The 20434-nt window shown below is 70.4% G+C and carries 16 protein-coding genes; 5 read left to right on the forward strand and 11 right to left on the reverse strand.

Annotation, left to right across the window (positions count from 1 at the left end; genetic code table 11):
• Nucleotides 1–3 precede the first annotated feature (3 nt).
• Nucleotides 4–972: a carbohydrate kinase family protein gene (locus I3V78_RS28420; protein WP_204492051.1), complete on the forward strand. Its 969-nt coding sequence runs from the start codon at nt 4–6 to the stop codon at nt 970–972.
• Nucleotides 973–1130: 158 nt separating this feature from the next.
• On the opposite strand, the gene I3V78_RS28425 is transcribed toward I3V78_RS28420, so the two are convergent.
• From I3V78_RS28425 to I3V78_RS28435, 3 genes are all read right to left on the reverse strand, one after another.
• Nucleotides 1131–1778, reverse strand: a complete 648-nt coding sequence (locus I3V78_RS28425; RefSeq protein ID WP_204492053.1) for a hypothetical protein — start codon at nt 1776–1778, stop codon at nt 1131–1133.
• Entirely contained in the window at nt 1775–2617 is an 843-nt protein-coding gene (locus I3V78_RS28430; RefSeq protein WP_204492056.1) for an alpha/beta hydrolase, read from the reverse strand. Before I3V78_RS28430 ends, I3V78_RS28425 begins: the two co-directional genes overlap by 4 nt.
• 180 nt (nt 2618–2797) lie before the next feature.
• Nucleotides 2798–3475, reverse strand: a complete 678-nt coding sequence (locus I3V78_RS28435; protein WP_275583510.1) for a TetR/AcrR family transcriptional regulator — start codon at nt 3473–3475, stop codon at nt 2798–2800.
• A gap of 104 nt (nt 3476–3579) precedes the next feature.
• On the opposite strand from I3V78_RS28435, the gene I3V78_RS28440 reads away from it, so the two are divergent.
• Nucleotides 3580–4734: an epoxide hydrolase family protein gene (locus tag I3V78_RS28440; protein WP_204492060.1), complete on the forward strand. Its 1155-nt coding sequence runs from the start codon at nt 3580–3582 to the stop codon at nt 4732–4734.
• A gap of 25 nt (nt 4735–4759) precedes the next feature.
• Here the strand turns inward: I3V78_RS28440 and I3V78_RS28445 are convergent, their stop codons facing one another.
• Complete coding sequence (locus I3V78_RS28445) at nt 4760–5278, reverse strand: hypothetical protein (protein WP_204492062.1); 519 nt, start codon at nt 5276–5278, stop codon at nt 4760–4762.
• Between the two features lie 1078 nt (nt 5279–6356).
• On the opposite strand from I3V78_RS28445, the gene I3V78_RS28450 reads away from it, so the two are divergent.
• On the forward strand, nt 6357–8009 hold the full coding sequence (locus tag I3V78_RS28450) for a mechanosensitive ion channel family protein (RefSeq protein ID WP_204492065.1): 1653 nt from the start codon (nt 6357–6359) through the stop codon (nt 8007–8009).
• A 13-nt stretch (nt 8010–8022) separates the two neighbouring features.
• Here the strand turns inward: I3V78_RS28450 and I3V78_RS28455 are convergent, their stop codons facing one another.
• Both I3V78_RS28455 and xylB read right to left on the reverse strand, forming a co-directional pair.
• Complete coding sequence (locus tag I3V78_RS28455; RefSeq protein ID WP_204492067.1) at nt 8023–8211, reverse strand: hypothetical protein; 189 nt, start codon at nt 8209–8211, stop codon at nt 8023–8025.
• A gap of 105 nt (nt 8212–8316) precedes the next feature.
• Nucleotides 8317–9771, reverse strand: coding sequence for a xylulokinase (xylB, locus tag I3V78_RS28460; protein WP_204492069.1), 1455 nt, complete (start codon nt 9769–9771; stop codon nt 8317–8319).
• 203 nt (nt 9772–9974) lie between these two features.
• Between xylB and I3V78_RS28465 the strand changes: the two genes are divergently transcribed.
• Nucleotides 9975–10988, forward strand: a complete 1014-nt coding sequence (locus tag I3V78_RS28465) for a zinc-dependent alcohol dehydrogenase family protein (RefSeq protein ID WP_204492072.1) — start codon at nt 9975–9977, stop codon at nt 10986–10988.
• A 64-nt stretch (nt 10989–11052) separates the two neighbouring features.
• On the opposite strand, the gene I3V78_RS28470 is transcribed toward I3V78_RS28465, so the two are convergent.
• The 4 genes from I3V78_RS28470 to I3V78_RS28485 form a co-directional block, all read right to left on the reverse strand.
• Nucleotides 11053–14328, reverse strand: coding sequence for a glycoside hydrolase family 3 protein (locus tag I3V78_RS28470; RefSeq protein ID WP_204492074.1), 3276 nt, complete (start codon nt 14326–14328; stop codon nt 11053–11055).
• 234 nt (nt 14329–14562) lie between these two features.
• On the reverse strand, nt 14563–16197 hold the full coding sequence (locus I3V78_RS28475; protein ID WP_204492077.1) for a sigma-54-dependent transcriptional regulator: 1635 nt from the start codon (nt 16195–16197) through the stop codon (nt 14563–14565).
• Between the two features lie 72 nt (nt 16198–16269).
• Nucleotides 16270–17214: a diguanylate cyclase domain-containing protein gene (locus I3V78_RS28480; protein ID WP_204492086.1), complete on the reverse strand. Its 945-nt coding sequence runs from the start codon at nt 17212–17214 to the stop codon at nt 16270–16272.
• Nucleotides 17215–17366: 152 nt separating this feature from the next.
• A complete protein-coding gene (locus tag I3V78_RS28485; RefSeq protein ID WP_204492087.1) occupies nt 17367–17630 on the reverse strand; it encodes a glutaredoxin family protein in 264 nt (87 codons plus the stop codon).
• 23 nt (nt 17631–17653) lie between these two features.
• Between I3V78_RS28485 and I3V78_RS28490 the strand changes: the two genes are divergently transcribed.
• The gene (locus I3V78_RS28490) at nt 17654–18823 is read left to right on the forward strand and encodes a DUF4388 domain-containing protein (protein WP_204492089.1); all 1170 of its coding nucleotides are present in this window, start codon (nt 17654–17656) and stop codon (nt 18821–18823) included.
• On the opposite strand, the gene I3V78_RS28495 is transcribed toward I3V78_RS28490, so the two are convergent.
• Nucleotides 18820–20307 carry a penicillin-binding transpeptidase domain-containing protein gene (locus I3V78_RS28495; protein ID WP_204492091.1) on the reverse strand — a complete coding sequence of 496 codons (1488 nt, stop codon included), beginning with the start codon at nt 20305–20307 and terminating at the stop codon, nt 18820–18822. The two genes, I3V78_RS28490 and I3V78_RS28495, sit on opposite strands and share 4 nt — an antisense overlap.
• Nucleotides 20308–20434: the final 127 nt, after the last annotated feature.

The following is a 20434-nucleotide window of genomic DNA, read 5'->3' on the forward strand; positions in this document are numbered from 1 at the left end:
CCCATGACGCGCCTCATCGCCTTTGGCGAAGCCCTCGTCGACATGCTGTCCAGCCGTCTGGGCACCTCCAGCGCGCAGGAGACCTTCACCCCGTACGCGGGGGGGGCTCCGGCGAACGTGGCGGTGGCCTGCGCGCGCCTGGGCGTGCCGAGCCTCTTCGTGGGCATGCTGGGCCGTGACCGCTTCGGGGACTTCATCCTCGACGAGCTGTCCGCGCACGGCGTGGACGTGAGCCACGTCGCGCGCACGAGCGAGGCGAAGACCGCCCTGGCCTTCGTCTCGCGGGACACGTCCGGCGAGCGCCGCTTCGACTTCTACCGGCCTCCGTCCGCGGACCTGCTCTACCGGCCCGAGCACCTGCCCGAGGGCCTGTTCGACGCCCGCTCCATCCTCCACCTGTGCTCCAACACCCTGACGGAGGAGGCCATCACCGCCACCACCTTCGCGGTGGCCGACCGGGCGGCGGCGGCCGGCGCGCTCGTCAGCGTGGACGCCAACCTCCGGCCCAACCTGTGGCCGGAGCACCGGGTGGACGCGGCCCGGGTCACCGCGCTGCTCGACCGGGCCCAGCTCATCAAGCTGGCGAAGGAGGAGCTGGAGTTGCTGCGCGGCGACACCTCGGAAGAGGCCTACCTCCAGGCGCGGCTCGCGGCCGGGGCGGCGCTGATCGTCATCACCGACGGCGGCGAGCCGGTGACGGCGGTGACGGCGCACGCACGCGTGAAGGTGGCCCCGCCCAAGGTCCGGGTGGTGGACACCACGGCGGCGGGAGATGCCTTCATCGGCGGCCTGCTGGCGCGCCTGGTGGACGCGCGGCTCTCGCGGAGCACGCTGGCCGACTGGACCACGGACGAGGCGCGCATGCGCGAGTCATTGGAGTTCGCCACGCGCTGCGGCGCCTTCACGGTGACCCGGCCCGGCTCCTACGCGGCGCTGCCCAAGCGCGAGGATCTGGCCTCGCTGCTGGCCTGAAAGACGCCATGCCCGGCCTCATGAGTTCATCGGGGCCGTGAAGCGCTCGAAGAACCTCGGCTCTCCAGGAGCTCCGTCCAGAGCACGGTGGTCTCACCCGCCACGTGTGCGCTGACACCCGAGGCCGCGGACAGACGACCCTGCACCCACCGAGTGCGTCAGCGCCGGGGCGGCTGGGGTGTCTGGGTCCACGCCGTGTTCCCGCCGTACCAGCTCAACGCGAGCACCACCTCGCCGCGCCACGTGGGGGACAGGCCGCCCTCGGCATCCACCCCGGCGCGCCCGGTGAGGGCGAGCCCCACGGGCCCCAGACGTCCGCGTCCCCCGAGCAGCAGGCGCACAGGCACCCGGGGACCTCCGGTGCGCAGGAAGACCTCGAGTCCCCCCTGGGCCCCCACGAAGCCCTCCAGGGCGTGTCCCCCGAGGCCCACGAAGAGGCCCGCGTGCGGCCCGAGGCCCCCGTCGGCGGGGCCTCGGAGCACCCCGTAGGCCGTGAACCCGAGCTGCGCCGAGGCACAGAAGAGCCGCTCGCACGCGCCCAGGTGCCACTGGCCCGCGCCGCGCAGCTCCACCACCCCCGCGGAGGGTTGGAGGAACAGCTCACCCCCGAGGGCCCTGGGCCAGGTGCCGGACGCGAGCGGCCGGGCCAGGAGGAAGCCCACCCCGGCGCCCGAGAGGCCGACGAGCGCGGACACCTGGGAGTCATCCCCGCGGCTGTGCGCGGTGAGGACCGGGGCCTCGGCGGCGGCCCTCGGGGCGAGCAGCACGAGGGTAGTGACGGCGAAAAAGCGGAGGAGCGCCTTCATCGCGCGGTCACCTCGGTGCCTGGAACCTGCCGGAGCGCGTCGGCGCCCGTCCCGTGCCCGGTGAGCGCGGCATCGAGGAAGCGTGAGACCAGCTCGGCGATGCGCTCGTGCGCGGTGTCCAGGGCAAGCTGGGGCGTGCACCCGCTGTCCTGATCCTTCCGGTCGCTGGCGGTGAACTGGTAGTGGGTGACGCCCTGGAGGACGACGAGCACCGAGGGCGGGGGCAGCCGGGAGGCCTCGTCTCGGACACGGGGCAGGAGCGCCGAGCAGTCCAGCTCGCCCGCGAGCGAGAGCGAGGGCAGCCCCAGCGAGGGAACGCGGGCCGCGTCGGCCGAGTCGGGATAGCTGGCGAGGAAGACGAGGGCGGCGAAGCCTCCGTCGAGCGCGAGCTTGCTGGCCACCACCCCCCCGAGCGAGTGGCCCGCCACGGCGATGCGCGAGGGGTCCACGAGCCCCTCGAGGAGCGAGCCCTCCGGCGGCGAGGTGAGCAGTCGCTGGGCGAACCGGCCGTTGTCGATGGCGGACAGGGAGAAGTCGAGCGGATGCTCGGGCAAGGCGACGACGTAGCCGCGCGCGGCGAGCGAGCCGGCGAGCCAGAGGTAGTCTTGGGTGGCGACGAACGCGCCCTGCACGAGCACGAGCGCGGGCCACCGTGAGCCGTCCGGGGGCCGCAGGGGCACCCCCTGCTCATCCGAGGGGAACACGACGTGCACGGAGACGAGGTCCGTGTGCCGCCCCCGCACCTGGAAGAGCGCCTCGGCGACGGGGGTGGGGCTGGAGCGCAGGAGGGTTCCCGCGGTGGGCGCGGGGAGCGCGCAGGCCGACAGGGCGACCCCCAAACTCCACAGAGCGAGGAGCCACGAGGGGCGAGGGAGCAGGCACGAGGGGAGGCACACGGGGAGGTCCGAACCTCTCGTTGGAGGGGCGCGATGCAGCCGCGAGTATGGCTCGGTGAGTTGCTCGGGGGCCAGCGGCGTCGCGGCGTTCCCGTCGGGGACATGGATTCCCTTGAGCGTCTGTCATGTCCACGTGTCGAGCCATCCTCCGCGAGAAAGCAGCGCGATGGCCTCGTCGATGTCGTGGTCGGCCCGCGAGAGCAACTCGCTCGGCGCATCACCCAGAAGCGCGCGCATTTGATGCGGCACGAGCACCAGCTCGATGAACCTGGCGGCCACGGGGAGGGCTCGCTCGATGGCGCCGGCCGTGTCCGAGGACCGGACCGCGATTGCCTCCGCGACGAGCCCGACAGCGCGCTCCCGTCCCATCCTGTCTGTCAGCCGAGCGAGCTCTGGCAAGCGGTGCGCGGTGGTGATGATCACCCGCATCAAGGCGATCACGTCAGGTTGAAGGGCATGGGCCAGAAGGCTGTTGCCCACGGCACGCAATCGCCCCCGCAGTGGCAGGTTGTCCGGAAATTCCGTGGGCGGTGCGAGCGTGGACTCGACGGTGTGGCGGACGACCGCGGCGAAGAGTTCCTCTTTGTTGGCATACCGCGCGTAGATGCTGGCCTTGCCCGCGTTGGCCCGGGCCGCGACGTGCTCGCAACTCGTCGCATCGAAACCATGCTGCAAGAACAGACGTGTCGCGGCCTCCAGGATGCGACGGTCGACCTCGCCGACCTGCTCCGCGGAGGGACGACCCCCCCGGCCCCTTCGCACCACCGTGGCCTTCTGGGGAGAGGCCCTTTTCCCTTGCATGGCCTCAGCCCATAAGTTACTTCATCGCGCATTGCAACTGAACGATACCGTTCAGTTCATCCGTCACGCGGGATGACAACCCCTCCTGACCTGGAGTGCGCCTGATGACTGGACACATCGAGCCGTTCCACCTGTCCGTGCCCCAAGCCGAGCTGGATGATTTGCGCGCGCGGCTGCTGCGCACCCGCTGGCCCGACCCCGGCACGGTGGAGGACTCCCGTCAGGGTCCGCCGCTGGCCAGGATTCGTGCACTCGTGGAGCGGTGGCGTGACGGCTACGACTGGCGTCGGTGCGAGGCGCTGCTCAATGGTCTCGGCTCGTCTCGCACCGAGATCGACGGACTGGGCATTCATTTCCTGCACATCCGCTCGCCCGAGCCCGAGGCACTGCCACTGCTCCTGACGCATGGCTGGCCCGGTTCGGTGCTGGAGTTCCGGCATGTGATCGGCCCCCTCACCCAGCCGGTCGCGCATGGGGGCAAGGCGTCCGACGCCTTCCATCTCATCATCCCGTCGCTGCCAGGGTTTGGCTTTTCCGACAAGCCCACCGAACCGGGGTGGCACATCGGGCGTGTCGCCAACGCGTGGGTCACGCTGATACGGAGGCTGGGTTATGCGCGGTGGGCCGCGCAGGGCGGCGATTGGGGCGCGGGAGTCACGACGATGCTCGGCCACATGGCGCCCGAGGGACTGATGGGCATCCACCTCAACATGGTGATGGTCCAGCCCACCCCCGAGCAGCGCGCGAACGCGGATGCTCCCGAGCGGAAGATGCTGGCGGACGCGCAGCGCTACGACGAGCAGTTCTCCGGCTATTACAAACTCCAGAACACCCGGCCGCAGTCCGTCGCGTTCAGCCTCGCGGATTCACCTGTCGGACTGGCCGCGTGGATCTACGCGCTGTTCCAGGACGTCTCGGACAGCGGCGGCGAGCCGGAGCGCGTGTTCTCGCTCGACGACATGCTGGATGACATCATGCTCTATTGGCTGCCCAACGCGGGGCCGAGCTCCGTGCGTCTGTATTGGGAGAGCGCCCAGGCGATGAAGCAAGGTGGCATGCCGGCCCGACCCATGCCGACCCCGGCTGGCATCAGCATGTTTCCTGGCGAGCAGGTGCGCGTGTCCCGGCGCTGGGCGGAACCCCACTTCGCCCACCTCGTCCACTTCAACGAATTGGAGCGAGGGGGACATTTCGCGGCGCTGGAGCAACCGGCGGCCTTCGTGGAGGAACTGCGCGCTACCTTCGCCGGACTTCGATAGCGCCGTCCTGGCGGAGGACATGACCTTACTGCTCGCCCGAGGGCTCGCGCGACTCCACGGGCGATTCAGGTGGGGCGTCACTTGAGGGCGATGTCTCTGGCGGGGATGTAGGCGGAGTTGTGGGAGGAGCAGGAGGCGGTTCCGCTTCGTCCAGGGGCAGCACCTCGCCCACGATCTCGCCTTGAGCCGTCACCGCGTATTCGAACCAGCCATCCAGCACGCGCACACGCGGCCCACCACACCGGTTGAAGTGCTGGCTGAGCAGCACGTAGTACAAGCCCGATGTCGAGTCTTTGTAGACGGCAACATCCAGACCTTGCTCCGGGCTTGAGCATCCCCAGAACAAGTCCGGATAGGGGTTGGTCCGGACCATTTCGCGGAGCGCGGCCGCCGCGGCAATCGCGGCGCCCGCCTCGACCGATGGGACGAGAAGCTGGGTCGCGGCGACATCTGGCCCCTTGACGGGCCCCTTCCGTGCCGGAGCGAAGAAGGAACACCCCGACGACACCACCGCGAAGAACGCGAGAACCCACAACCTGTTCATATGGTTTTCCAAGACCGAGGACCGTGATGCACTCTCGCGCCGTAAAGACATGAACTCGGCCTACTCGCGAAGAAGTCGGATGGGGCCCCGCGTACAGTCGGGTGCGCGTCCACGACGATCGTCCGGCGCTCGCGGAATACACCTTCCCAATGCGATCCAAGCGATTCGTGCGTCACTCCACTGCTGGATCTCCCCTGTTGGGAAATAGCGCAAGAAGATGCGCGAGCCGTCCTGTCGCTCGGCGATCAACGCCGAGGCCATCTCGATGTTCGTGGTCTTGAAGAGGGCAGGAGCAGGATTGCCTGGAATCAATCGGACCTCCGCCATGGACACGTAAGGATCGATAGTGTCCGTTGGCCAGGCCGCGAGGTCGAGTGAAGAAGGTGCTGCCGCACAGGGATGATTGTGGACGTATCCAACGACCCACACCCGCGAGTCTGGATAATCATCGTCCGTCACTCTGAAGAATGGATTACACGAGTTATGCGTCCCCGAGCTGGGCTCGGTCACCCGCCATGAAAGGGAATCACGGTCACCGGCGACATAGACCGTCGAGCAGTACTCCCTGGACAAACCCACGATGGGACGATTCGTCACGGGATCGCACACCTTGGCGCCCGGCCGTTCGAGGAGTGCATCCGCAACGTCTCGAAGGAACGTAATAGGGATGGAGGCATCCTCCGCCGACATTTCAAACGCGGGAACCCGAGACCAAGGCCCTTTGGCGAAAGGAGTATCGCGTTCGGGCGTGTTCGTTGGCGGCGAGGACGCACACCCCGCGAGCAGCGTGAGAAGCAGCGCCCTCCTCTTCACGAACATTCGACTGCCTCGCTCCAGACGCGGGAGACACCAGGAGCTCGACTCTATCACCTCCCCAGTGAGCCGGGCGTTCGCTGACACGTCAATAGCGGGCCGACACGCGGCCATCTCGGTCGTCAGCGGGGCAGCCCTCGGGGGCGAGTGAAAGCACGCGCGGAGGCGGCTAGAGTGCGGCCCCGCGGTGCTCGTCCCGGAGCGCGACGCCGCGATCCTTCACTTCTTCACCCTTCCGTCCCGCCTCCGGTCCAGGTCTCAGCTCATGCAGATCCCCCGCCTCGCGGCCACCCCCGAGCTCAACAACGCGCTGCTCGTCGGCTCCGCCGTCGCGCTCTCGCTCGTCGTCTGTTGGGCCGCGCTCGTCACCACGAGCTTCCTGCTTCACCAGGCCATCCGGGCCAGCGGTATCCAGTCCCTGGCCCCCCTCGGGGAGGGCCTGTACCGGCGGGGCCGCATCCTCGCCTCGCTGCTGTCCATCCCCATCGTCCTCGCCGGCACCGCGCTGCTCGGCTACGCCCTGTGGAACGGCACGGACCTCCAGCCCCCGTTCGACGAGGCCCTGGCGCAGGTCACCCCCGACGTCCTCAAGGCCCTGGCCCGGGGCGTGGGCCTGGTGCTGCTGATGCTCCTGGGCTTCTACGCGCTCCAGCGCAGCGCCAAGGGGCTGGTGGTCCGCACCGAGCAGAAGCTGCAGGAGCGCCAGCTGCCCGCGGCCCAGCGCGTCCACGCCGAGAAGCTGCTGGCCATCCTCCCGTCCGTCATCAACCTGGCGCTGGCCAATGCCGTGGTGCGCACGGCGCTGCCCGCCATGGAGCTGCCGCACGCGCTCGATTGGCTCATCAGCACCACGCTCTACATCCTGCTGCTCATCACCGGCGGCCGCGCCCTGGTGTTCTTCCTCTACTTCCTGTCCGAGCGTCTGGTGTCTGGCTGGGAAGCCAAGAGCCAGGGCACGCCGTTCGAGGAGTACTACGCCGTCCTGCGCCGGCTGCTGCCCGTGGGGCAGAAGAGCCTCGAGGCCATCACCTACATCTCCGTGGCCACGCTCATCGTCCGCAAGTTCGAGACGCTCGAGCCCGTGGCGCCCTACGGGCCGGTGCTCATCCGCATCGTCTCGATGTTCTTCGCCGCCAGCGTGATCATCGAATCCGGTCGCGTCATGGTCACGCGCCTGTTGTCGGCCACCACCTCCGTCGCCGACGACGTGCAGCGCCGCCGCCAGACGTTCATCGGCCTGATGCAGAGCATCATCAAATACACGGTCTACTTCTGTGTCTGCATGATGGTGCTCAGCGATCTGGGCATGGACCCGACGCCCATCCTGGCGGGCGCCGGCATCGTGGGCCTCACCGTGGGCCTGGGCGCCCAGACCATCGTGGCGGACCTGATGAATGGCATCTTCCTGCTGTTCGAGGATCAGATCCTCAACGGCGACTACGTGCGCATCGACGACACCGAGGGCACGGTGGATGAGATCACCCCGCGCGTCACGCGCATCCGCGACCGGTACGGGCGTCTGCACATCATGCGCAACGGGGAGATCAAGAACGTCATCAATTACAGCCGGGGCTGGACCCTGGCGGTGGTGGAGGTGAACATCGCGTTCGAAGCGGACATCCGCAAGACGCTCCAGGTCATCAATGAGACGGGCGCCCAGTTGCCCGAGTTGCTGCCCGGCAAGGCCATCGAGGTGCCCAAGGTCATGGGCATCGAGTCCATCGACGAGAGCAGCCTCCGGGTGCGCATCGAGGTGAAGGTCTCGCCCGGCTGCCACTACGAGGTGAAGCGGATGCTGCACATGCTCCTGGTGGAGAACTTCAAGGCCCACAAGCTGGAGCTCCCCTATCCCAAGTCCGTCCAGTACTCCCCGGCCGATTTCTCCGAGGCGCCCCCCGCGGAGAAGGAAGCGGCCTGACGCACGCGGCCGCTCAGGGACCCACGCCCGGACCATTCACCACGTTGTGGTCCGGGTTGGGGTCCAGGCCCGCGCCGCCCATTCCCGGCGGCGGCGTGGCCGAGCGCTCATCGGTGCCGGTGTCCCGGGTCGCCATCGTCTTGCACCCGGCCCCCAGCACCCCCACCGCCACGATCCATCCCGCCAGCAGCATCCGCGTCATGACCTTGCCTCCCGTGTCCAGGAGGCAAAGGTGGGCGCGGGGGCCCCAGTGCGCAGCGAGGGCCCGCCTGGCTGGCTGGCGCCTCCTCCCAAGGGCCCGAGGGGTTCAGCGCACCGCGCGCAGCGCCGGGTAGAGCTGGCGCCAGCGGCCGTACGCCTCGGCGTAGCGGGCCACGAGCGCCGGTTCCGGCTCCACCACCCGGGCCACGGGCGGCGGCACCGCGAGCGCGAACGGGTCCTCCCCCGTCGCCGCGAGCCGGCCCAGCCGCGCCGCGCCAAAGGCTCCGCCGAAGTCACCCTCGGCGTGCACGTCCAGGGGCCGGTCGAGCACGCTGGCGAGGATCTTCAACCACAGGGGGGAGCGCGACCCGCCGCCCACCGCCGAGGCCCGGGCCACCTGCGTGCCCGCGTCGGCGAGGACCCGCAGACAGTCCGCCACGGCGAACGCCACGCCCTCCAGCACCGCCTGGGTGAGCGCCGCGCGGCCGTGGCCATGCGCGAGCCCCACGAAGGCCCCACGCGCCGAGGCGTCGTTGTGCGGGGTGCGCTCGCCGGACAGGTACGGCAGGAACTGCACCGCGGAGGGCGCCTCGACACGCTCGCCCAGCGCGGCGATGAGCGCGGGCGCGGGCTCGCCCAGGAGCGCGGACAACCACTCCAGGCTCGCCGCCGCCGACAGGATGACGCCCATCTGGTGCCAGGTGCCGGGGACCGCGTGGCAGAAGGCGTGGACCGCGCCCGCGGTGTTCGGGGAGAAGCGCGCGTTGGAGACGAACAACACGCCCGAGGTGCCCAGCGACACGAAGGCCGAGCCCGGCTTCACCGCGCCAATGCCCACGGCGCTCGCGGCGTTGTCTCCCCCGCCACCGGCGACCACCGGCGCGCGGGTCATGCCCCAGCGCCGGGCCAGCTCCGGCCGCAGCCGCCCGGAGGCCTCGGAGCCCTCCACGAGCCGGGGCATGTGCGCGCGCGTGAGGCCCGTGGCCTCGAGCAGCGCGTCGGACCAGTCCCGCTTCGCCACGTCGAGCCACAACGTGCCGGCGGCATCCGACATCTCGGAGACATGGTCCCCCACGAGGAACAGGCGCACGTAGTCCTTGGGTAGCAGCACCTTGCGCGTCTTGGCGAAGCGCTCGGGCTCGTGCCGCGCCACCCACAGCAGCTTGGGCGCGGTGAAGCCCGGCATGGCCAGATTGCCGCTGAGCTCGCGCGAGCGGGGGCAGCGCGTCTCCAGTTCGTGACACTCGGCCTCCGAGCGCCCGTCGTTCCAGAGGATGGCCGGGCGCAGGGGCCGGTCGTCCGCGCCCAACAGCGTGGCGCCGTGCATGTGGCCGGACAGCCCGATGCCCTCGACGGCCGCCAGGGCCTCGCGGTGCGAGGCGGCGAGCGTGTCCAGCACCTGCTCGCAGCCGCGGATCCACGCGTCCGGGTCCTGCTCGGACCAGCCCGGGTGCGGCCGGTCCACGTCCAGCGCCGCGCTGGCGCTCGCGAGAATGCGCTCCCGTGCGTCCACGAGCACGGCCTTGACGGACGAGGTTCCCACGTCGATGCCGAGGTACATGTGTTCTGTCGCTCCCACGCGTGCCGTCTTCCCGAGAACACGGTCCCTCGTCGCTCCGGGGAAGTCAAAGGGAGGAAGGAACCCGCGCCCTCGGGCAAGGGGCTCGGCGGGCCGCGCGAGGACTATCAACAATACGGCACGGAGGCGGGCATCTGCTCGTCCCGGGCGCGCGGCCTCGCGGGAGCGCGCTAGAAACCGGGGGCATGAAAGCCTACGAGATCCGCGGTGGATTCGGACTGGACAAGCTGGTGGCGTGCGAGCGGCTGGATCCGGAGCCCGGGCCCTTCCAGGTGCGCATCCGGGTGAAGGCCACGAGCCTCAACTACCGCGACCTGATGATGGTGCGCGGGCAGTACAACCCCCGGCAGAAGCTGCCGCTCGTGCCCAACTCGGACGGCGCGGGCGTGGTGGACGCGGTGGGCCCGGGCGTCACCCGCGTGAAGCCGGGCGACCGGGTGATGGGTCTGTTCTCCCAGAACTGGCTGGCCGGAGGGCTCACCCGGAGCACGCAGCTGCAGACCCTCGGGGGCCCGCTGGAGGGCGCGCTCGCGGACACGATGATCGTGCACGAGGACGGCGCGGTGCCCACGCCCGCGTACCTCTCCGACGAGGAGGCCGCCACCCTGCCCTGCGCGGCCCTCACCGCGTGGAGCGCGCTCGTCACCCAGGGCGGGCTCCAGGCCGGAGACACCGTGCTCGTCCAGGGCACGGGCGGCGTCTCCCTCTTCGCGTTGCAGATCGCCCGGCTCATGGGCGCGCGGGTGCTCGTCACCTCCAGCAGGGACGACAAGCTCGCGCGGGCGCGAACCCTGGGCGCCGCCGAGGGCATCAATTACGTGAGCACCCCGGACTGGGACAAGGCGGCGCGCGCGCTCACGGGCGGCGTGGGCGTGGACCACGTGGTGGAGGTGGGCGGCGCGGGCACGCTGGAGCGCTCGCTGCGCGCCGTGCGCACGGGCGGCACGGTGTCCGTCATCGGCGTGCTCTCGGGCGCGGCCCACTCCGTCAACGTGCTGCCCATGCTCATGAACAACCTGCGGGTGCAGGGCATCTTCGTGGGGCACCGCGCGTCCTTCGAGGCGATGACGCGGGCGTTCGCCCAGCACGAGCTGCACCCGGTGGTGGACCGCGTCTTCCCCTTCGCCGAGGCCGTGGCCGCCTTCGAGCACCTCCAGAGCGGCGCGCACTTCGGCAAGGTCGTCATCCGGGTGGACTGAAAAGACAACGGCCCTCGACCCGGGCGTGGGTCGAGGGCCGCCGGTTCAGCGGAGACGCTCGCGACTACAGCTGCTTCTTGAAGCGGACGTTGCGCAGCTGGAAGTGGATGGTGCCCCCCTGGTCACCCCAGGCCGGCAGGATCTCCAGGACGGAGCTCACCTGGGTGGTGTCCCAGGTGGACAGGTAGCTGGCGTTCGTGAAGGGCATCTTCACCGTCTTCCAGGTGCCCACCGCGGGGTGGCCGATGAGCGTCTTCAGGTCGCCCGTGGCGCAGCCGTCCGGCTTGCGCTTGCACACGCTCTTCACCCAGAAGTCCTCGGTGGTGGTGCCGTAGTCGAGCACGCGGATCTCGAACTCCACGCCGCCCGTGGAGGCGATGCCCGACACGTCCAGCAGGTGGGGCGACTTGACGCCGAAGCCCATGCCGCCGTTGCCGCCCCCCTCCTTGAGGTTCTTCATCTGCACGTCGATGAGCTGCTCGTTCGTGTCGGCGTCGACGAAGGCGCTGTTCACCGTCACCGTGCCCGAGGTGCCCACGGTCCAGCCGTTGGGCGCATCGAACAGCGCGGTGTCCGACAGGCCGTTGACGAAGGCGTCCTTGTCCGCGGTGATGGGCGTGGGCGGGGTGGCCGCGGTGCCATCGGTGCAGCTCACGTTGCCCGTGCGGTTGGGCTCCCAGCGGATGCGCGCGAGCGACACGTCCATGGGGGCCGAGGTGTAGAGCAGGAACGGCGTGTTCACGAGGCTGAAGTCCAGGCCCGAGTCCGCGAAGCACTGCAGCGGCACGGCCAGCTCGGTCCACTCCGTCTTGCCCGCCAGATCCTGCAGCGTCTTGGTGAGCTGGATCTCCCCGAGGCAGGGGTGCTTGCAGTGCATGGACAGGTTCACCTGGCCCGTCGGCGCGCTGTTCACCTTCACCGAGAAGACCAGGGCACCCTTGGAGTTGAGGTAGCGCTGGAGGTTGACGGTGTCGTCACCCGAGCGGTTCTGCATGTAGACCTGACCCGTGCCACTCCACACCGAGCGCACGGCGGCCCACTGCAGGCCGTCCTCGTCGTCGGTGGGCGTGATGGCCAGCTCGTTCGCGTCCGAGTAGGTGGTGACGCTGGTGCTCTGCCGCACTTCCTTGCCGCCCCAGTTGGACGGCGCGCCCACGCGCATCACCCAGTTGTCCACGTTGCCGCGCTCGAAGATGACCAGGGGCTCGGTGGTGGTGGTGCCGTCCGAGGGCGGCGCGCCGCAACCGGTGGCCTGCGTGGGCTCGTCCAGCACGCCCAGCGTCGAGGACTGGGCGTAGGTCAGGCCGTGGCCGTAGGGGAAGAGCGGATCGTAGCCCGTGTCCCCCTTGTTGAGCGTCGTCTGGCACGGGGCCTTGGGCCACGAGAAGGACAGCTTGCCGTGGAAGTCGTGGTCCACCGCGCCGTCCTCCTTGCGGAAGAGCACGTCGGTGAGGCCCTCGCCCTCGGTGCCGGGCAGCCAGGCGGCGACGAAGGCGTCCGACTGGTTGATCATCTTGTTCATGTAGAGCGGGCGGCCCGAGTAGAGCACCGTCACGATCTTCTTCACGCCCTTGGCGCGCAGGCCGTCCAGCAGCGTCTGGTCCTCGGGACGCAGGCGGGCCATGTCCAGGGTCTGGGTCTTGCGGATGTCGCCGTTGCCCTCGGCGTAGGGCGTCTCGCCGATGACCGCGAAGACGACGTCATAGGAGGCGTCCGCCATGGAGCCCGCGGCGCTGGTGTCCAGCTTCGCCGTGGGGGCGACCTTCTGCACGGCCTTCCAGAAGGTGGTGCCGCCGCCGAAGTCGGCCTCGGAGGTGTCCGTCCCCTGCCAGGTGATGCTCCAGCCACCCGCCTGGTTGGTGAGGCTGTTGGCGCTCTTGCCCGTCACGAGCACCTTGGCCGTGCGGGACACGGGCAGCACGTTGTCGTTGTTCTTGAGCAGCACGAGCGACTTGCGCACGGCCTCGCGGGCCACGGCCCGGTGCTCGGCGGTGCCCACCTCGTGCGAGGCATTGCGCGCGGAGGGCTTGGGCCGATCGAACAGGCCCATGCGGAACTTCACGCGCAGGATGCGGCGGACCGCGTCGTTGAGCCGATCCTCGGGGATCTCCCCGCTCTTCACCGAGGCGAGGGTGTTGGTGATGAACGCCGTCCAGTCGGCGCGGTAGGGCACCATGATCATGTCCACGCCGGCGATGATGGCCTGGGGACAGTCGCTGTTGGTGCAGGCGCGCGACGAGTCGCTGTTGTCCGGCTTGACCTGTCCGTGGCCGTTCCAGTCCGAGATGACGAAGCCGTCAAAACCCATCTGGGTCTTGAGCACGTCCGTCAGCAGGTACTTGTTGCCGTGCATCTTGTAGGCCTTGGCGTTGTTGCCCTGGTCCTTGTTCTTCCAGCTGTTGAACGAGGCCATGACCGTCTGGGCGCCCGCCTGGAGCGCCGTGACGTAGCCGCGACCGTGGATGTCGCGCAGGTCCTTCTCCGTCAGCTCGGAGATGCCCTGGTCGGTGCCGTCCGTGGTGGCGCCATCGCCCAGGAAGTGCTTGGCCGAGGCGATCACGCGCTCGTTGACCTTGGCGTCCTTGGCCAGCTGGCCCTGGAGCCCCTCGACGATCTTGCCCGCGTAGGCCTCGACGATGGCGGGATCCTCCGAGTAGCCCTCGTAGGTGCGGCCCCAGCGATCATCGCGCACCACGGCCACGGTGGGACCGAAGGCCCAGTCCAGACCGGTGTGGGCCACCTCGCGCGCCGTCACCTCGCCGATGCGCCGCATGAGGTCCGGGTCGTTCGCCGCGCCCAGGCCGATGTTGTGCGGGAAGAACGTGGCGCCCTTCACGTTGTTGTGGCCGTGCACCGCGTCCACGCCCCAGATGATGGGGATGCGGTGCGGGTTGGCCGGGTCCATCGAGGCCTCCCAGAGCTGATCGGCCAGCGTGTACCACTCCGCCACCGTGGCGTTCTTCTTGCCGCCGGGCCAGGAGCCGCCGCCGTTGAGCACCGAGCCGAGGTGGTACTTCTTCACGTCCTCGGGCGTGACGTTGGCGATCTCCACCTGGGTGATCTGCCCGACCTTCTCCTCGAGCGTCATGTCGGCGAGCAGTTCGTCGACCTTGGCCTCGATGGCGGGATCCTTCGGGATGGCGCTCTGCACGGCCGGCCAGGTGAGCGGCCCGGGCGGCTGCGGCGGCTCGGGCGGCTTCTCGGGCTCGGGCTGCGGCTGCTCGATGGGGGGCTCCACGGGGGCGGGCTCGGGGGGGTTGGGGTCCTTGCAGGCCGCCAGCGACAGGAGCAGGAGTGCGGCGCGCGGGGCGCTCTTTCTCCGAGAGAACAACCGTTCCATGCCATCTCCAGGGGGGGATCTTCGAGGGGCGCGTTGACGGGCCCACGGGAAGCAGTCACCCCGGCCGGTCAAAGCGTGGGCACCGTAGAAGTAAGAGCCCCCGCATGCAAGGCGCCCCCGTGCGTCGACGCGGTGCGGCGCGCGTTCTCCCGAAACGACACAGGCCCCTCATGCCGTGGGCACGAGGAGCCTGGGATGTCTTGCTTGCTTTTCCCGGGAAAAAATCCCGGGGGATCAGAACTCCGCGGCGGCGCGGGGATCGATGATGCCGCACTCCTTGATCTTGTAGAGCAGCGCCTTGTAGCTGATGCGCAGCTTGCCGGCCGCGCGGCGCTTGTTCCACGCGGTGCGCTGGAGCATGGCGAGGATGGCCTCGCGCTCGGCGAGCATGGCCGCGCGCTTGCCGATGTCCTTGAGGGACATCTCCGCCTCCGGCATGGAGGGCGGGGGCGGCGGCGGCTGGGGCGCGTCGAAGGGGTTGGCGTAGCGCACGGGCGCGGGCGTGGCCGCGGGCGTGAGCTCCACCGCGGGCGTGTTGCCCCGGGCGGGCATCTCCAGCACCTGCACGGACGACGTGGCGACCAGGGGCACGGGCGCGGGCGTCATGGCGCGGGGCGTGGGCGCCGGGGGCTCCACGTCGCCGTCACCGGCGTAGGACGTGGGCAGGGACGGCGCGCTCGCGGGCACGCGGCCCCCGCTGCGCAGCTCCTCCATGACGAGCGAGGTGTCCTTGAGCACGCACAGCCGGCGCACCATGTTCTCCAGCTCGCGCACGTTGCCCGGCCACTCGTACTCGGTGAAGGCGCGCAGCACCTCGGGCGGCAGCTCCGCCACGCCACTCATGAAGCCGCGGCCGTACTTCTTGAGGAAGTGGTCCGTGAGGGGCACCACGTCCTCGGGGCGCTCGCGCAGGGAGGGCAGGCGGATGGCCACGACGTTGAGGCGGTAAAAGAGATCCTCGCGGAAGTTGCCCAGGGCGATCTCCCGCTCCAGGTCCCGGTTGGTGGCCACCACCACGCGGCTGTCCACGCGCACGCTCTTCTTGCCGCCCACGCGGAAGAACTCCTCGTCCTGGAGCACCTGCAGCAGCTTGGCCTGCAGGCGGATGGCCATCTCGCCAATCTCGTCCAGGAAGATGGTGCCCTGGTCGGCGAGCTCGAACTTGCCGGGCTTCTCCGCCGTGGCGCCGGTGAAGGCGCCGCGCTCGTGGCCGAACAGCTCGCTCTCCAGGAGCTCGCCGGGCAGCGCCGCGCAGTTGACCTTGATGAAGGGCTTGTTGCGCCGGTTGCTGCGCGCGTGGATCTCCCGGGCGATGACCTCCTTGCCCGTACCGGACTCGCCGAGCAACAGCACCGGCACGTCCGTGTCCGCGATGCGCTCCACCAGCGCGCGCGCCCGGCGCATGGCCGGTGAGTGCGAGATGACGATGCGCTCGTTGCTCGCCTCCTCCTTGGCGTGCGAGGGCACCACGGGCGCGCTCACCGGCGCCGGGCGCGCGGGCAGGCGGTTGCCCAGGGCGCGCGAGAGCGCGTCCTCCAGCTCGTCCGCGCCAAAGGGCTTGGACAGGTAGTCACTCGCGCCGAGCTTCATGGCGCGCATGGCGTCATCCGCGCCCGAGAGGGCCGAGAGGACGATGACGGGCGCGCCGCCACCCGAGGCCCGGTAGCGCTTGAGCACGTCCAGCCCGCTCATCTCCGGCATCATGACGTCCAGCAGCACCACGTCGAACGAACCACCCGACAACATCTCCAGGGCCTGGGAGCCGCTCGACGCGCTCCGCACCTGGTAGCCCGAGCTGCCCAGCAGCTCCGCGAGGAAGGTGCGCACCTGCTCTTCGTCGTCCACCACCAACACAGCGATCCGATCCATCCCCTCGCCTCCCCTCACCCAATCCATCGCGATTCCATCCGTGAGACGTCCATGTCGGCCGCGCCCCGAAACTCAAACCGTCAGTTCAATATCCACCGCCGGGCCGCGGCGCTGCTCACGATTCCTGCGCAAGTCCTGCAGTGCACCATTCAGGAGTTGCTCGGGCGTGCCCACCCGGTCCGGATAGCTCACCGCGCCCATGTCCAGCGAGGGGCGCAGCATCCGCCCCGCCACCTGCAGCCGCGCCAGGGCGAAGCGCTCGCGCACCCGCGTCATCACGTCCGGCACGCCCTCGGCGGAGGTGTTGGGCAGGAGCACGGCGAACTCCTCCTCGCCCACGCGCGCCACCACGTCCGCCTCGCGCACCGTCTGGTTCACCACCACCGAGCTGTAGACGAGCAGCCGCTCGGCCGTGGCCGGACCGGACTCCTTGCGCAGGGCGCGGAAGTCCTCGAGCGAGCCCACCACCAGCGAGAACGTCCCGCCAAAGCGCTCACAGCGCGTCATCTCCAGGGCGAGCAGCTCCAGCAGGAAGGCGCGCGTATAGAGACCCGTGAGGGGATCGTGGTGCGCCGCGGCGGCGCCCACGCCCTCGGGCAGCATGGCCCGGCGCACCGAGGCCTTCAGGCGCAGCTGGGCGCGCAGCCGCAAGACCAGCTCCTCGCCCGAGTCCGCGCGCGAGGCCACGTCCACGCCCATGCCCTTGGTCATGCAGAAGTGGTGGGCCTCGCCGTCCGCGGAGTCCACCAGGTACATCAGGGGCACCGTGCCCCGGCTCATCTGCCGCAGCCGACGCGCCACGGCCACGGCCACGAAGTCCGGCCCCTGGGCGGCGAGCACCACCGCGTCCGGGTGGATGGCCTCGAAGAGGGGCGCCGCCGCGTCGAAGCGCGTCACCGGCACCACCCGGAAGCCCGCCGTGGCCAGGGCCACCCGGGTGCGCTCGAGATCCTCGGCCCGTGGCTCCACCACCAGGACCGTGAGTTGCTCCGTCTTCGCGTCGTGTCTCAGTGCCACTTGCTGCCCCCGTGCGCCGACCGGAATTTTTTCCGACCTGTTTTCCGCGCGCCGTCCCCAGGATTTACAGTCCGACCCGCCCGACCCGCCCCGCCACCCCAGCCATCCCCCTGTTTTTCCTAGGGGAGGGAAGAAACTTGCTTCCCGTGACCCTAGGAATCAGCAACAGGCGTGCCAGCAAGTTCCCTCCGGAGGAAACGCTCCACCTCGTCTTCCACCAGATGGTGCTTGAAGGCGACGCGGCCGCCCACGATGACCACGGGGATGTCGTAGCGGTAGGTGGCCAGGAGCGTGGGGTCGGCGCGAATGTCTTCTTCCACCAAGTCGAAGGGGAGACGGGCGCGCACGCGCTCGAGCACGGCCTTCGCCTCGTCGCACAGACCGCAGCGGGGTTTCGAGTAGAGTCGGACAATCATTTGGGACGTGAGGATGGGACGCGATGCGCGGTCTGTCAGGTGACTTCTCGACGATGCCCCTCAAGGATCTCGTCGCGTACCTGGGCAACCGGAGGGTGACGGGGACGCTGCGGGTGCTGCGCGCCGGGGTGCGCAAGCTCTTGCTCGTGCGCGAGGGGCAGGTGCTCAGCGCCAGCTCCAACCAGCCGCGCGAGTACCTGGGCCAGTTCCTCATGCACATGGGGCACTTGAGCGAGGAGGACTTCCAGCGGGCCCATGCGCGGCAGCGCGAGACGCAGGTGCCGCTCGGCCAGCTGCTCGTGGCCGCGGGGACCGTGAGCGAGCAGACGGTGCGCGGCACGCTGCAGCTCAAGTTCCGCGAGGGCCTGCTGGAGATGTTCCGCTGGGAGGAGGGCGAGTTCTCCTTCGACGCGGGCGCGGTGGCCGAGGTGGAGGGCATCGAGGCGCGGGTGGACCTCTTGGACATCCACCGCGAGGGGGAGTTCCGCGAGACGGCGTGGCAGGCCATCCGGGCGGTGTTCCCCTCGGGCGCGGCCTACCTGGAGGTGGACGAGGGCCGGCTGGCCGAGCCGCCGCGGCCCGGCACCCTGGACGCGGCGCTGGTGGCGCGCGTGCGCGAGGGGTTGAGCATCGACGAGCTCGTGCGGGTCCTGCACGCCTCGGACTTCCTGGTGTACCAGCGGCTGTACGCGCTGCACCGGCAGGAGGCCCTGCGCGTGGTGAACACGCCGCCGCCGGGCCGCTCGCCCCCCGCCGCCCAGGAGCCGCTCGTGGCGGTGCCCTCCATGGAGGTGGAGCTGAGCGACGAGCTCACGACGGAGGAGCTCATCCAGTCGGCGCGCTCGGCGCTGGAGAACGGGGACTTCCAGCAGGGCGAGGCGCTCGCGCGGCGGGCCCACGAGCGCGCCGTCACGTCCGAGACGGAGGCCCTGCTGCACTCGGCGGAGGCGGTGCTGCTCGGGGTGCTGCGCCGGCGCATGCTGGACACGCCCCAGGTGCCCTCCTTGCGCGTGACGGCGGCGCAGCTCAAGACCACGCCCCTCACCTCGCCCGAGCGCTACCTGCTCTCGCGCATCGACGGCAAGCGCGACGTGCGGGACATCCTGGGCATGTCGCCCCTGCACGAGCTGGATGCGCTGCGCTACTTCCAGTCCTTCGTGGACACGGGCCTCGTGCGGCTCACCCCGCGCTAGGGCTGGGACTCGGCGGAGCGCACCGGCTCCGGCGCGGGCGCCGCGGGCGTCTGGGCCACCGGGAGGTGCTCCTCCTCCCCCTCGACCTCGTCCTCCCCGGGCACGGCCGCGGGGGGCGCCACGTCCGGGGTGGACGGGACGGGCGGCACGAGCGCGCCGGGCGGCAGCCGCGCCAGGCCCAGGCGCATGGCCTCGCGGCCGAGCCACGCGGCGCGGATGCGCCAGAGCGGCTCGTTGACGAGCACCGCGGCCACCGCGACCTTGGGGTTGTCCTTGGGCGCGAAGCCCACGAACCACGAGTAGTCCCGGAAGGGCTTGTTGTCCGCCAGGGTGCCCGTCTTGCCCACCGCGCCGGGCACGCCCATGCCCCGCTCGCGGAAGACGCGGCGGGCGGTGCCGCGGGTGACGGTGGCCTCCAGCATCGTCGTCAGGCCCCGGGCCACCTCGGGCGAGAGCACCCGCTCACCCGCGGAGGCGCGCGTGTCCTCGCCGGGCTCGAAGAGCACGGGCTCGCGCCACACGCCGCCATTGGCCGCCACGGACGCGAGCAGGGCGCCGTGCAGGGGCGAGAGGTACACGTCCCCGAAGCCCGCGCCCGTCTGGGCGAAGCGGAACTCGTCCCCCTCCGGCACCGAGGCCAGTGACACGTCCGTGGGCACCGGGAAGTCGATCTCCCGGTTGAAGTGGAAGCGCGCCGCCGCGCGCCGCAGGGCCTCGGGCGACAGGTGGCGCTGGGTGAGCTTGGCGAAGATGACGTTGGCGCTCTTGCCCATGGCCTCCGCGAGCGAGTGGCACTGCCCGTCGCTCGTGCTGTCCTCCAGGAGCTTCGAGGAGATGCGCCGCTTGCCGCCGTGGAAGCACGTCTCCGCCTCGGGCGTGAGGCCCGCCTCCAGGAGCGCGGCGCCGGTGACGATCTTGAAGATGCTCGCCGCGGGGAACACCGCGCGCGTGGACAGGCCCCGCACATCTGGCCGGGACTGGGAGTGCTCGGCCATGGCCAGCACCCGGCCCGTGGCGGGCTCGAGCACCACCACCGCGCCGAAGGGCACCTGGTACTGCGTGAGGATGGCGTTGAGTTGACCCTGGAGCACCGGATCGATGGTCAGCGGCACCTCGCCCGTCTTGTCCGCCAGCACCAGCCGCCCGGCGGCGTTCTTCTTCGCCCGCGAGAGCAGGTCCTGCTTCGCGCTGAGCGAGCGCAGGTGACCAAAGGGCGGATCCGCCTCCCGGGAGGGCACGGGCGCGGGCGGCAGCAGCCCGGGCAGCACCTCCACCGGGCCCACCTCCGCCAGGCCTCCCTCCGGCACGCCCGCGTCCGGCGCGAGCGCCTCCGCTGCCCGGACCTCCAACGGTCCCGCGTCCGGCGACGCGGCCTCGGCCCCGGGCGGCTGGCCCGGGTCGGGGATACCGCCTTCGTCCGCGCCGACGAGCAGCAGCAGCAGGGGCAACAGCAGCGTGGCGGGGATGACTCGGGAGACCGTCATGCGCGGGGGACTCGCGGGGGCGAGGGGGGAGCGGGCATCGTACCCGGCCGTTCCCGCCCGTCCATTCCCTCCGAGCCCGAGTGTCGTCCCCTCGCCTGCCCGGCGAGAATGCTGGCGAGCCCCCCGG

The organism is Archangium primigenium (genome assembly GCF_016904885.1).
Lineage (GTDB): Bacteria > Myxococcota > Myxococcia > Myxococcales > Myxococcaceae > Cystobacter > Cystobacter primigenius.